This window comes from Citrobacter sp. KH_055_1, assembly GCF_057838705.1.
Window position 1 is genome coordinate 1,510,920 of the sequence record NZ_CM174473.1, and the last position, 12,995, is coordinate 1,523,914.

The following is a 12,995-nucleotide window of genomic DNA, read 5'->3' on the forward strand; positions in this document are numbered from 1 at the left end:
CATTCATGGTCTGTTGGGGGCAAAAATGGCATTATGCGCCCCTTATAACAAAGCTGACTAAGGTTCAGGCAGAAAGGTCACCAATGAGCTGGATTGAACGAATTAAAAGCAATATTACTCCCACCCGCAAGGCAAGCATTCCTGAAGGGGTGTGGACCAAGTGTGATAGCTGCGGTCAGGTATTATACCGTGCTGAGCTGGAACGTAATCTTGAGGTCTGTCCGAAGTGTGACCATCATATGCGCATGTCGGCGCGCAATCGCCTGCATAGCCTGTTAGATGAAGGTTCTCTTGTGGAGTTGGGTAGCGAGCTTGAGCCGAAAGACCTGCTGAAGTTTCGTGACTCCAAGAAGTACAAAGACAGACTGGCTTCTGCGCAGAAAGAAACCGGCGAAAAAGATGCGCTGGTAGTAATGAAAGGCACGCTTCACGGTATGCCGGTCGTTGCAGCCGCATTCGAGTTCGCGTTTATGGGCGGCTCCATGGGTTCTGTGGTTGGCGCACGTTTTGTTCGTGCCGTTGAGCAGGCGCTGGAAGACAATTGTCCGCTGATCTGCTTCTCCGCTTCCGGCGGGGCGCGCATGCAGGAAGCGCTGATGTCGCTGATGCAGATGGCTAAAACCTCTGCGGCGCTGGCAAAAATGCAGGAACGCGGTTTACCGTATATCTCTGTACTGACTGACCCAACCATGGGCGGTGTTTCCGCAAGTTTCGCGATGCTGGGCGACCTCAACATTGCTGAACCGAAAGCACTGATTGGCTTTGCCGGTCCACGTGTTATCGAGCAAACCGTACGTGAAAAACTGCCGCCGGGATTCCAGCGCAGTGAATTCCTGATTGAAAAAGGCGCTATCGATATGATCGTCCGCCGTCCGGAAATGCGCCTGAAACTGGCGAGCGTTCTGGCGAAGCTGATGAATCTTCCGGCGCCGAATCCGGATGAGCCGACTGAAGGCGTAGTGGTACCTCCGGTACCCGATCAGGAATCAGAGGCCTGATAACGGACTCTATGGATTTCGCGTCGCAGGAAGACGGTGAGTGATTCCCGATGAGCTTACACCGCTAAGTGATTCGGGGGAGCGAGCACAGCCAACGCGCCTGCAACGTGAAAGACGACGAGTAGAAAAGGGCAGGCCGGTTGGCGCTGCCCTTTTGCTTTTATTAACGTGACGAATTGACAGGCATCATGGACAATAAACGTATTCCCCAAGCCGCGTCGCCCCTGGCGTCGTGGCTTTCTTATCTGGAAAACCTGCACAGTAAAACCATCGATCTCGGCCTCGAGCGCGTCAGCCAGGTTGCACGAAATCTGGGTGTGCTGAAACCCGCGCCGTTTGTTTTCACGGTGGCAGGCACCAACGGTAAGGGTACAACCTGCCGTACGCTGGAATCCGTACTGACCGCGGCGGGATATAAAGTCGGGGTATACAGTTCTCCTCATCTGGTGCGCTACACGGAACGCGTTCGCGTGCAGGGGCGTGAACTCGCGGAATCTGCCCATACTGCCTCGTTTGCCGAGATTGAAGCCGCACGCGGTGATATTTCGCTGAGCTATTTTGAATACGGTACGCTGTCGGCGCTGTGGTTGTTTAAGCAGGCTAAGCTTGATGTGGTGATTCTGGAAGTCGGCCTGGGCGGGCGTCTTGATGCTACCAATATCGTTGATGCTGATGTCGCCGTAGTCACCAGTATTGCACTTGACCATACTGACTGGCTGGGGCCGGATCGCGAAAGCATTGGTCGTGAGAAGGCCGGGATCTTCCGCGCTGAAAAACCGGCTATTGTCGGTGAACCGGAAATGCCTTACACCATTGCCGATGTGGCACAAGAGACCGGGGCTATTTTGCAGCGCTGTGGCGTTGACTGGCGCTATGTGGTGACGGAAAGCGACTGGTCCTTTACCGACAGTCACGGTACGCTGACGCATCTTCCGTTACCTCAGGTGCCGCAACCGAATGCCGCCACGGCGTTGGCTGCGCTACGGGCAAGCGGACTTGATGTTAGCGAGCAAGCGATTCGTGAGGGGATTGAGCAGGCCATTTTACCAGGGCGTTTCCAGATTGTGAGCGAATCGCCGCGCGTTATTTTTGATGTCGCACATAACCCTCATGCAGCAGAATATCTGACCGGGCGTCTGAAAAAGTTAGTGAAAAACGGGCGCGTGCTTGCGGTTATCGGTATGCTACATGATAAAGACATTGCCGGTACGCTGGCCTGGCTGAAAAGTGTGGTAAACGCGTGGTATTGTGCGCCCCTGGAAGGGCCGCGAGGCGCGACGGCAGAACAACTGCTGGAACATCTGGGAACAGGTGAGGCCTATGATAGCGTGGCGCAGGCATGGCGTGCGGCGTTGGCAGATGCAAAACCAGAAGATACCGTGTTGGTGTGTGGATCGTTTCACACTGTCGCACATGTCATGGAAGTGATAGACGTGGGGAGAAGCGGTGGCGAGTAAGTTTCAGAATCGATTAGTCGGCACAATTGTGCTGGTTGCGCTCGGGGTGATTGTGCTTCCCGGGCTGCTTGACGGGCAGAAAAAACATTATCAGGATGAGTTCGCGGCCATTCCGTTGGTGCCAAAACCTGGTGACCGCGATGAACCGGATATGATGCCTGCTGCCACGCAGGCGCTGCCGACGCAGCCGCCGGAAGGTGCAGCAGAAGAGGTGCGTGCGGGCGATGCTGCCGCGCCGTCGTTGGATCCGTCGCGCCTGCCGGTGGCTAACGGCGCGGAGTTTGATCCTATTCCTGCGCCGGTCGAGCAACCTAAACCTAAACCGAAGCCACAACCTGTTGTTGCGACGCCAGTGCCAACACCGGCCGCCCCTGCACCTGCACCGAAACCGGTTGTCGCAGAAGCGCCGGCACCGACCGGCAAAGCGTATGTTGTGCAACTGGGTGCGCTGAAAAATGCGGACAAGGTCAATGAGATCGTGGGTAAACTTCGCGGTGCGGGTTTCCGGGTATTTACTTCCCCGTCCACGCCGGTACAGGGTAAAATAACCCGTATTCTCGTTGGGCCTGACGCCTCCAGAGATAAGCTGAAAAATTCGCTTGGCGAACTGCAGAAGATCTCCGGCTTGAGTGGGGTCGTGATGGGGTATACCCCTAATTAAGGGGACGTTGCCTGATGGCGCTGCGCTCTACGGCGCTACGCTTAGGTAGGCCGGATAAGGTGTTTACACCGCCATCCGGCAGTGCCCAAAGAGGCAAAAAGTTAGATGGCGTTGAAGATTTTTTCAGCGCCATTTTTATTTACGCGTGGAAAGGAAATCCCTACGCAAACGTTTTCTTTTTCTGTTAGAATGCGCCCCGAACAGGACGACAGGGCGTAAAATCGTGGGACATATATGGTCTGGATTGATTACGCCATTATCGCGGTGATTGGTTTTTCCTGTCTGGTTAGCCTGATCCGTGGCTTTGTTCGTGAAGCATTATCGTTGGTGACTTGGGGTTGTGCTTTCTTTGTCGCCAGCCATTACTACACTTACCTGTCTGTCTGGTTTACGGGCTTTGAAGACGAACTGGTTCGAAATGGGATTGCTATCGCGATACTGTTTATCGCGACACTTATCGTCGGCGCTATCGTTAACTTTGTGATAGGCCAACTGGTGGAGAAAACAGGTCTGTCGGGTACCGACAGGGTGTTGGGGATCTGCTTCGGTGCTTTGCGCGGAGCGTTGATCGTCGCCGCCATACTGTTCTTTCTCGATACGTTTACCGGTGTGTCGAAAAGTGAAGACTGGAGTAAGTCGCAGCTGATCCCGCAGTTCAGTTTCATCATCAGATGGTTCTTTGACTATCTGCAAAGCTCGTCAAGTTTCTTGCCCAAAGTATAAATTTTGGGTCGTTGCTGAACGAGGAAAAGACGTATGTGCGGTATTGTCGGTATCGCCGGTGTTATGCCGGTAAACCAGTCGATTTATGACGCGTTAACGGTGCTCCAGCATCGTGGCCAGGATGCCGCTGGCATCATCACCATTGATGCCAACAACTGCTTCCGCTTGCGAAAAGCGAACGGCATGGTGAGCGACATTTTTGAAGCTCGCCATATGCAGCGTTTGCAGGGCAATATGGGCATCGGTCATGTGCGTTATCCAACTGCTGGCAGCTCCAGCGCCTCCGAAGCTCAACCTTTTTATGTCAACTCACCGTACGGGATCACGCTTGCCCACAACGGCAACCTGACCAACGCCCATGAGCTGCGTAAAAAGCTGTTTGAAGAAAAGCGCCGCCACATCAACACCACTTCCGATTCAGAAATCCTGCTGAATATTTTCGCCAGTGAGCTGGATAACTTCCGCCACTACCCGCTGGAAGCGGACAATATTTTTGCCGCGATCGCCGCGACGAACCGCCAGATCCGTGGTGCCTATGCCTGTGTAGCGATGATTATCGGCCACGGTATGGTTGCCTTCCGCGACCCTAACGGTATCCGTCCGTTGGTGCTGGGTAAACGCGATATTGGTGATGGCCGCACCGAGTATATGGTGGCTTCTGAAAGCGTGGCGCTGGATACCCTTGGCTTTGAATTTCTGCGCGACGTTGCGCCGGGTGAAGCGGTCTATATCACTGAAAAAGGCAACTTGTTTACCCGTCAGTGTGCGGATAATCCGGTCAGCAATCCGTGCCTGTTTGAGTACGTTTACTTTGCGCGTCCTGATTCGTTCATCGACAAGATTTCCGTCTACAGCGCCCGCGTGAATATGGGCACCAAGCTTGGCGAAAAAATTGCTCGTGAGTGGGAAGATCTGGACATCGATGTGGTGATCCCTATTCCGGAAACCTCGTGCGATATCGCGCTGGAAATTGCCCGGATTCTCGGTAAACCGTACCGTCAGGGCTTTGTGAAAAACCGTTACGTCGGCCGTACCTTTATCATGCCGGGTCAGCAACTGCGTCGTAAATCCGTGCGTCGTAAGCTGAATGCCAACCGTGCTGAATTCCGCGATAAGAACGTGCTGTTGGTAGACGATTCCATCGTGCGCGGGACCACCTCTGAACAAATTATTGAGATGGCGCGTGAAGCCGGGGCGAAGAAAGTGTACCTGGCCTCTGCGGCACCGGAAATACGCTTCCCGAACGTCTATGGTATTGATATGCCCACGGCGACGGAGCTGATCGCTCATGGCCGCGAAGTTGACGAGATCCGCCAAATCATCGGCGCTGACGGTCTTATCTTCCAGGATCTGAACGATCTGATCGAAGCCGTCCGCGCAGAGAATCCGGATATTCAGCAGTTTGAATGTTCCGTGTTCAACGGCGTGTACGTCACCAAAGACGTTGACCAACAGTACCTCGATTTCCTCGATTCCCTGCGCAATGATGACGCTAAAGCGGTATTGCGTCAGAATGAAGCGGAAAACCTCGAGATGCACAACGAAGGGTAAGTCAGGGCATGCCGGATGGCGACGCTTTGCGTCTTATCCGGCCTATAGTCCACCATCGTTGTAGGCCGGATAAGGCGTAGCCGCCATCCGGCATTTTTATGTTACGCCTCGTCGACCCAAATCCGCATTTCACCTTCGCCACGATTGGCCCAGCTAAACCACGGAATAAACGTTAAGGTCTGCTTTTCGACCGTTGTCTGACGGTTATCAAAGCTGTACAGCGGCTTGTCACTCTCAGCGGTCAACACGCGCAGCCCTTCAGCTTGCAGCAACACTTTGCCCTTCAGCACTCCGACGCCCTGAATTTCACGCAGCTCGCTTGCTTTTGGCAGCGACAGGTTATGCAACTCAGCACCGTTATCCGCCTGTTCCAGACAGTACACCAGCGGCCCGCGCTGAATAGCGACCTTGCCCGCAGCGTGGCGCACCAGTGGGTTGGCGTAAACGCGACGGACCGTCATCGGCAGGTTCAGGGTAATGATGTCACCTTGCTGCCACTGACGGCGCAGATGCAGATAGCCCTTAATCACTCTGCCTTGTGCCGTTTCTCCGTTGACCTGCACGTGCGGTGTTTCGCACCACGCCGGTAGACGTAGCGCGACGGTATGTTCAACGGTCTTTGGCTGGCTAAAGTGAATAGTGACCCGCTCATCCCATGGATAGTTACCGCTAATGTTCAGCGCCAGGGTCTGGTCTTTTACGCTGAACTGCGCTTCGCTCCCGGCGTAGAAGTTGATAAACAGCACGTCCGGTCGCGGGGTGAAAATATAGTGACCAATGGCGACCAGCGTGCGGGCGATATTCGGTGGGCAGCAGGCGCAGCCGAACCAGCGCTGGCGCACCGGCTTAATGTGATCGTAAATATGGTTATGTGGAATACTTTTCGGGTACGTCTCCAGCGGATTGACGTAGAAGAAGTGCTTCCCGTCCAGCGCCATTCCACCCAACACCGTATTGTAAAACGCACGCTCCATGACGTCGGCGTAGTGCGCATCACCTTCCATTTCCAGCATGCGGCGGGCGAACATCATCAGGCCGATGGAGGCGCAGCTTTCGCCGTAAGCGGTGTCGTTCGGTAAATCGTAGTCGCTGGTAAAGGCCTCGCCGATGCCCTGCGAGCCGATACCGCCGGTGATGTACATCCGCCGCTGCACCATATTGTTCCAGATGCGCAGGCAGGTTTGGCGCTTCTCTTCATCCTGGGTGATACGGGCAATGTGCGCCAGTCCGGTCATCAGATACACCGACCGCACTGCATGACCGACCGCTTCATGCTGTTCAGCGAGCGGTTTGTGCGCATGGGTGTATGTTTTGTCTTTGATCATTCCCGGCCAGGCGTCGCCCCAACCAACCCAGTGTCGGGTACCGCCGCGTTTTTCGAACTCAATATCGTAATAGTAGGGTTGTTTGCCACGTTCCTCGACGAAATAGCAGGCCAGCGCCTGGTAGCGCGGTTCCTGAGTGACTTCATACAGACGCATCAACGCCAGCTCGATTTCCGGGTGCCCAGGATAGCCGCGCAGTTGGCCTTCTTTGGGACCAAACACCGTGTCGATGTGATCGGCAAAGCGACAAGCGATGTTCAGCAGTCGACGTTTTCCGGTGGCGTTGAAGAAGGCGACTGCCGCTTCAAACAGGTGTCCGGCGCAGTAGAGCTCGTGGCATTCGGCGACGTTGGTCCAGCGCAGGTCTGGCTCCTTTACGGTATACCAGGTGTTGAGATAGCCGTCGTCACACTGCGCCTGAGCCAGCAGCTCAATCACCTCGTCGGCAGTTTTTTCAAGCACTGCATCTGGCTTCTGGCACAGCGACCAGGCTACGGCTTCCAGCCATTTGGTGACATCGCTGTCCTGGAAGACCATGCCGTAAAACTCGCCGTGTTCCAGACCGGCGGCGATGCGGTAGTTGGCCAGCGCGTGGCTGGGTTCTGCCTCGGGAATCGTGTCGTTCAGTGCTTCCCATTGGTACGGGATCACCACGTCGCGAATCAAGCGTTGGTATTCACCCAGAAATGGATCGGTGATGGTGATTCGGTTGAGATCGGCTTCAATCACAGCAGACTGCATCATGTATACCTCAGGAAATGTGTGAATGTCGTTGGTGAAGATCGGTTGAAATACGCTGCATCATCGGGCCATTGAGGCGGCATTTGAGCAGGCACAGCGCCAGTGCGAGGTGGAAAATGGCCGGCACAATGCTTTGCAATAGGGTGATGCCCTGAAGAGAGGCTGCGGTCTGATTTTCAAGACCTGGCTGGTAGGCCACCATGATCAGCAGAATACTGATAATGCCGCCGGAAGATGCCCACGAGAGCTTGATGAAAAACAGATTAAAAGCGAAGTTCATCCCGGATGAGCGCACGCCGTTTTTCCATTCGCCGTAGTCGTCGGCGAAGGCCATGATTGAGAAGTGCAGGGGGAGGGTGAAGCCGAGGATCACGCCGTTTAGTGCAATGCAGCCCAGCCACAGCATACGGTAATCAGCTCCGGTTGGCAGGAACCACATCGCAATGCCAAATACCACCAGAATCAGGTTGGTGCAGATATACAAGCGCACCATATCGAAACGCCGCGAGAGGGGATTAACGATGATCGCGCCTAAAATGCCCGCCACTGTCAGTACACCGAAAAACAGCGACATAAACCCGGCGCTGCCCTGCAGAACATACGAAATAAAGTACATGTAGCCGCCGCCGCGAATACACAGGATATTCACCAGCAGGAAGGACATCACCAGCATCATCAGTAACTGATCGTTTTTACGCAGCCCGGCCAGATGCTCACGCAGGGTAAATTTGCCGACCAGCGACAGCGGTACGCGTTCTTTCACCCACAAGAAGCACAGTAAAAACATCACCATGCCCACGCAGCACAGTACGGTGACGCCATATTGATAACCTTTGGCCAGATTGCCCTGACCAAAGAATTCCACCATCCACGGCAGACCGACCGCAACCAGAAAGCCGGCAATACCGCTTAATACAAAACGCCAGGACTGACACGACATCACCTGATCGTGGCGGTTCGTGACGGCGTTTATCAGCGCACAGTAGGGCACATTGTTGGCGGTATAGCCCAGGGAAAGCAGGAAGTAGGTACCGAATGCCCAGGCGATTTTCATGTTGGGGCTGATATCCGGGACGGTAAAGGTCAGGATACCGATAATGCCCAAGGGAACGGCTGTCCATAATTGCCACGGACGAAAGCGCCCCCAGCGACTGCGGGTTCGGTCGGCAACCACGCCCATCACAGGGTCAGAGACGGCGTCGAAAATGCGTAGAACAAAAAACATTGCCCCGACAATGGCCGGGCTAAGCCCGAACACGTCGGTGTAGAAAAAAAGTAAAAAGCCGCTTATTAAATCTGAGATGCAGTGTCCACCAGCATCGCCTAATCCATAGCCTATCTTTTCGCGGGTTGAGAGCGTTTCTCCCGCATCAACGGTTTGTGCATCAGAATCCAGGTTATCAGCAATTGTCATAACCAATCCTCGAACAAGGGGGGATGATTTAAAAAGTCATTACGGCTTATCTCTGACAGTTTTTACTAAAGATGTAACGGTTCTGAGCATAGGGCTGTACGGGTATTTCGGTATATGACGGTTTTCTTTCTCTGTGAAAATGATCCTGGTTTTTACTAGAAATAATTATTTTATAGTGATCGGTGTCACGATAGTGGCGGTGGGAGGCGCCATTAGTGGTTCTGTTAGTTATTCTGTAGGGAAATGAGGGAGAGTTAATCATTGGCGCGTTAGTGGTATTCTTAGCGCTTAAGGAACCCGACATCGGCTTAACCACGCGTGACAGGTAAAAACGAACGGAATGGCAAACAAGACCCGAATCAAAGATATTGCAATGGCGTGCGGTGTGTCGATTGCCGCCGTGTCCCGGGCCCTGAAAGGGCAGCCAGGACTGAGCGAAGAGACCCGACAGCGGATACTGGCGATTGCCGAGTCTGAAGGTTACGATTTCGGTCGTTTACGCAGTGGCCGCATTAAGCGGCTGCTGTTTCTGCTGCACCGCGAGCACAATATAGCCAGTGCATTGCCGTTCTATTCCAGCGTGATGCTTGGGGTGGCTGACGCCTGCCGGGAAAACGATATTGCTATGAGTTTCTTGCCGATTGGCCCGGAAGATTCGCTGGCTGAACTCATTAATTTGCATCAGCCTGACGCGCTGATTGCCGCAGGGTATCTGGAAACGGAAACTCTGGTCGAGCTGCGTAAACTGGCACTGCCGGTCACGCTGGTGGATCTGTGGGCAGCGGATTTTCCCTGCGTCAATCCGGATAACTTTCATGGGGGCTTCATTGCGACACGGCATCTGCTTGAACAAGGGCGCAAACGCATTGCGTTTCTCGGCCATTCGCAACGCCATTACAGTATCCGCCAGCGCGTAGAAGGATATCAGCAGGCGTTATTTGACGCCGGGCTGTCTTTACCCGCGGAATATCGTGTTGAAGCACCGCCGGTCAAAGATATTGAACAGGCGCTGGTCGAGGGCATGGACAAACTGTTAGCTCTGCCGCAGCCGCCGGATGCTATCTTTGCCTATAACGATATTGCCGCGCTGGTGGCGATGCGCGTCTGCGCGCGTAAGGGGATCAACGTGCCGCAAGATATCGCGATTGTTGGCTTTGATGACATCGATGCCGCTGCCTGGGCGCATCCGGCGTTAACCACCGTGGCGGTAGATAAGCGCGAGCTTGGGCGAGATGCGTTTCGTTTACTGCTCAGCGAGCAACATGAGCGAAATTTACTGCTGCCGGTGCGGCTGGTGATCCGCGAAAGCTCGCTGAGTGCGACTGCACATTCACAGTTGCACCCTACGCGGTAATCCGGCACAGTCACGCCATGAAGAACAAAGGGCTCTCACAGTGAAACGACTCATCATTGGTATTTCTGGCGCCAGCGGTGCAATTTATGGCGTGCGGCTGTTACAGGTTTTGCGTGACGTTGCTGATGTGGAAACCCATCTGGTGATGAGTGCGGCGGCGCGTCAGACCCTGGCGCTGGAAACAGACCTGTCCGTACGTGAGGTGCAGGCATTAGCCAATGTGAATCACGACGCGCGTGATATCGCCGCCAGTATTTCATCTGGCTCATTCCAGACGGCGGGGATGGTCATTCTGCCTTGTTCCATTAAAACACTCTCCGGTATCGTCCACAGTTATACCGATGGGCTGCTGACCCGCGCCGCTGACGTGGTGCTGAAAGAGCGTCGTCCGCTGGTGCTATGCGTACGTGAGACACCGCTACATCTGGGGCATCTGCGATTGATGACCCAAGCGGCGGAAATAGGCGCGGTAATTATGCCGCCGGTTCCGGCGTTTTATCATCGTCCCCAGACGCTTGATGATGTGATTAATCAAACGGTTAACCGTGTGCTCGACCAGTTCGACATTGCTCTCCCGCACGATCTGTTTACCCGCTGGCAGGGGGCATAAGCCGCTCCGCCAGCGTGCATATCTGCATTCCTTGCCCTGTTTCAGGGCAATTTTGTAACCGCGATCATATCCTCAACATTTAATTCGTTAAAACGTAACGAAACGCTGCGGTTCAACCGTCATACCTGCTATCTTCAAAATCAGGACAATATTGCAACGTTTTATTAACATATTTAACGTCGAATATCCTCATCGACGCGAAAATGGCATAAGACCTGCATGAAAAAGTCTGCAAACACACAACACAACGTAAAACATAATAAAATTTCGCCACTTGAGGGTTATGTATGAAGAAGACGGTACTTGCTTTGTCATTGCTGGTAGGACTTTCCGCCACCGCGGCCAGCTACGCAGCGCTTCCGCAGACAGTTCGTATTGGTACAGATACCACCTACGCCCCTTTTTCCTCTAAAGATGCCAAAGGGGATTTTGTCGGGTTTGATATCGATCTCGGCAATGAGATGTGTAAGCGTATGCAGATCAAATGTACCTGGGTTGCCAGTGACTTTGATGCGCTGATCCCCTCTCTGAAAGCGAAGAAAATCGATGCCATTATCTCCTCTCTGTCTATTACCGAAAAGCGCCAGCAAGAAATCGCGTTCTCAGACAAACTTTACGCCGCAGACTCACGTCTGATTGCTGCGAAGGGTTCCCCGATCCAACCGACCCTTGATTCGCTGAAGGGAAAACATGTTGGCGTACTGCAAGGCTCAACCCAGGAAGCCTATGCTAACGATACCTGGCGCAGCAAAGGCGTGGATGTGGTGGCCTATGCGAACCAGGATCTTATCTATTCTGACCTGACGGCAGGACGTCTGGATGCCGCGTTGCAGGATGAAGTTGCGGCTAGCGAAGGATTCCTGAAACAGCCTGCGGGCAAGGACTACGATTTTGCGGGTCCTTCGGTAAAAGACAAAAAGTACTTTGGTGACGGAACCGGGATTGGCTTACGCAAAGATGACGCAGAGCTGAAAGCGGCCTTTAATAAAGCGCTTGGCGAACTGCGTCAGGATGGGACTTACGACAAAATGGCGAAAAAGTACTTTGCCTTTAATGTCTACGGCGACTAATACGCCAATACGGGAAGCGATTGCACCGTAACGGGGAACGATTACGGTGCATGATAGTTACAGTGCACTATTTTGGTGCTTTTATCGCTGACATAATGAGCATGAATGCATACTTAAGCGCTTTTCATGCAAAAAAATACCGCCAACAGGGCAGAATGCTTTGCCATGTTGGCCTGATTAATGGCACGATAACTGCACCTGGTCCTGTAAAGATCCCCTATAAAAGACAGTCTGTTGAGGATAGTTATGAAAAAACTGGTGTTGTCTCTTTCTCTGGTTCTGGCGTTCTCCAGTGCTACCGCAGCATTTGCCGCTATTCCGCAAAAAGTGCGGATCGGTACCGACCCCACTTATGCCCCGTTTGAATCGAAAAATTCGCAGGGTGAATTAGTCGGTTTTGACATCGATCTGGCAAAAGAACTGTGCAAGCGTATTAATACACAATGTACCTTCGTTGAAAACCCGCTGGATGCGCTGATCCCTTCGTTAAAAGCGAAGAAAATTGATGCCATCATGTCGTCACTTTCGATCACTGAAAAACGTCAGCAGGAAATCGCCTTTACCGACAAGCTTTATGCAGCAGACTCTCGTCTGGTGGTTGCGAAAGATTCGGCTATCCAGCCGACCATTGAATCGCTGAAAGGCAAGCGTGTCGGTGTACTGCAGGGCACGACTCAGGAAACGTTTGGCAATGAACACTGGGCGCCGAAAGGTATTGAAATTGTCTCCTATCAGGGGCAGGACAATATCTACTCTGACCTGACGGCCGGGCGTATTGACGCCGCGTTCCAGGATGAAGTTGCGGCCAGCGAAGGTTTCCTGAAGCAGCCGGTAGGCAAAGATTACAAATTCGGCGGCCCGTCTGTGAAAGACGAGAAATTGTTCGGAGTGGGTACCGGTATGGGGCTGCGCAAAGAGGATAACGAACTGCGCGAAGCACTGAATAAAGCGTTTGCAGAAATGCGCGCTGACGGAACTTACGAGAAGCTGGCGAAAAAGTACTTTGATTTTGATGTTTATGGCGGTTAATCACCGCTGGTGCTGATAAAGCCCGTAGATTTTTGACGTGTTGAATTTATGCCTGATGGCGC

11 protein-coding genes are annotated in these 12,995 nt (G+C 53.4%); 9 read left to right on the forward strand and 2 right to left on the reverse strand.

All coding sequences use genetic code 11. The features are described from left to right. Positions 1-83 precede the first annotated feature (83 nt). The 5 genes from accD to purF all read left to right on the forward strand — a co-directional run bounded on the left by accD (position 84) and on the right by purF (position 5,390). Complete coding sequence (gene accD / locus AC3ITF_RS07035) at positions 84-998, forward strand: acetyl-CoA carboxylase, carboxyltransferase subunit beta (protein ID WP_096756342.1); 915 nt, start codon at positions 84-86, stop codon at positions 996-998. 188 nt (positions 999-1,186) lie between these two features. Continuing rightward, positions 1,187-2,455 carry a bifunctional tetrahydrofolate synthase/dihydrofolate synthase gene (gene folC / locus AC3ITF_RS07040; RefSeq protein ID WP_137399791.1) on the forward strand — a complete coding sequence of 423 codons (1,269 nt, stop codon included), beginning with the start codon at positions 1,187-1,189 and terminating at the stop codon, positions 2,453-2,455. Then, the gene (gene dedD, locus AC3ITF_RS07045; RefSeq protein ID WP_115257896.1) at positions 2,445-3,116 is read left to right on the forward strand and encodes a cell division protein DedD; all 672 of its coding nucleotides are present in this window, start codon (positions 2,445-2,447) and stop codon (positions 3,114-3,116) included. Before folC ends, dedD begins: the two co-directional genes overlap by 11 nt. A gap of 234 nt (positions 3,117-3,350) precedes the next feature. After that, positions 3,351-3,839 (forward strand): colicin V production protein, encoded by a 489-nt coding sequence (gene cvpA / locus AC3ITF_RS07050; protein WP_096756345.1) that lies wholly within the window; start codon positions 3,351-3,353, stop codon positions 3,837-3,839. A 33-nt stretch (positions 3,840-3,872) separates the two neighbouring features. After that, positions 3,873-5,390, forward strand: coding sequence for an amidophosphoribosyltransferase (gene purF / locus AC3ITF_RS07055; protein ID WP_096756346.1), 1,518 nt, complete (start codon positions 3,873-3,875; stop codon positions 5,388-5,390). Between the two features lie 101 nt (positions 5,391-5,491). Here purF and AC3ITF_RS07060 read toward each other — a convergent pair whose 3' ends face one another. Beyond that, complete coding sequence (locus tag AC3ITF_RS07060; protein WP_489176265.1) at positions 5,492-7,459, reverse strand: glycoside hydrolase family 127 protein; 1,968 nt, start codon at positions 7,457-7,459, stop codon at positions 5,492-5,494. A 7-nt stretch (positions 7,460-7,466) separates the two neighbouring features. Further along, a complete protein-coding gene (locus AC3ITF_RS07065; RefSeq protein ID WP_115257898.1) occupies positions 7,467-8,870 on the reverse strand; it encodes an MFS transporter in 1,404 nt (467 codons plus the stop codon). 340 nt (positions 8,871-9,210) lie between these two features. Between AC3ITF_RS07065 and AC3ITF_RS07070 the strand changes: the two genes are divergently transcribed. From AC3ITF_RS07070 to hisJ, 4 genes are all read left to right on the forward strand, one after another. Continuing rightward, positions 9,211-10,224 carry a LacI family DNA-binding transcriptional regulator gene (locus AC3ITF_RS07070; RefSeq protein WP_117343401.1) on the forward strand — a complete coding sequence of 338 codons (1,014 nt, stop codon included), beginning with the start codon at positions 9,211-9,213 and terminating at the stop codon, positions 10,222-10,224. A 40-nt stretch (positions 10,225-10,264) separates the two neighbouring features. Next, a complete protein-coding gene (locus AC3ITF_RS07075) occupies positions 10,265-10,834 on the forward strand; it encodes a UbiX family flavin prenyltransferase (protein ID WP_096756350.1) in 570 nt (189 codons plus the stop codon). A 287-nt stretch (positions 10,835-11,121) separates the two neighbouring features. Further along, positions 11,122-11,904, forward strand: a complete 783-nt coding sequence (gene argT / locus AC3ITF_RS07080; protein WP_096756351.1) for a lysine/arginine/ornithine ABC transporter substrate-binding protein ArgT — start codon at positions 11,122-11,124, stop codon at positions 11,902-11,904. 246 nt (positions 11,905-12,150) lie between these two features. Continuing rightward, positions 12,151-12,933 (forward strand): histidine ABC transporter substrate-binding protein HisJ, encoded by a 783-nt coding sequence (gene hisJ, locus AC3ITF_RS07085; protein ID WP_096756352.1) that lies wholly within the window; start codon positions 12,151-12,153, stop codon positions 12,931-12,933. The last annotated feature ends 62 nt before the right edge of the window (positions 12,934-12,995 follow it).

Excerpts from the sequence above, each read along its gene's own strand:
- argT (WP_096756351.1), top strand. The coding sequence starts at position 11,122 with ATGAAGAAGACGGTACTTGCTTTGTCATTGCTGGTAGGACTTTCCGCC.
- AC3ITF_RS07060 (WP_489176265.1), bottom strand. The coding sequence starts at position 7,459 with ATGATGCAGTCTGCTGTGATTGAAGCCGATCTCAACCGAATCACCATC.
- purF (WP_096756346.1), top strand. The coding sequence starts at position 3,873 with ATGTGCGGTATTGTCGGTATCGCCGGTGTTATGCCGGTAAACCAGTCG.
- AC3ITF_RS07070 (WP_117343401.1), top strand. The coding sequence starts at position 9,211 with ATGGCAAACAAGACCCGAATCAAAGATATTGCAATGGCGTGCGGTGTG.
- cvpA (WP_096756345.1), top strand. The coding sequence starts at position 3,351 with ATGGTCTGGATTGATTACGCCATTATCGCGGTGATTGGTTTTTCCTGT.
- hisJ (WP_096756352.1), top strand. The coding sequence starts at position 12,151 with ATGAAAAAACTGGTGTTGTCTCTTTCTCTGGTTCTGGCGTTCTCCAGT.
- accD (WP_096756342.1), top strand. The coding sequence starts at position 84 with ATGAGCTGGATTGAACGAATTAAAAGCAATATTACTCCCACCCGCAAG.
- folC (WP_137399791.1), top strand. The coding sequence starts at position 1,187 with ATGGACAATAAACGTATTCCCCAAGCCGCGTCGCCCCTGGCGTCGTGG.
- AC3ITF_RS07065 (WP_115257898.1), bottom strand. The coding sequence starts at position 8,870 with ATGACAATTGCTGATAACCTGGATTCTGATGCACAAACCGTTGATGCG.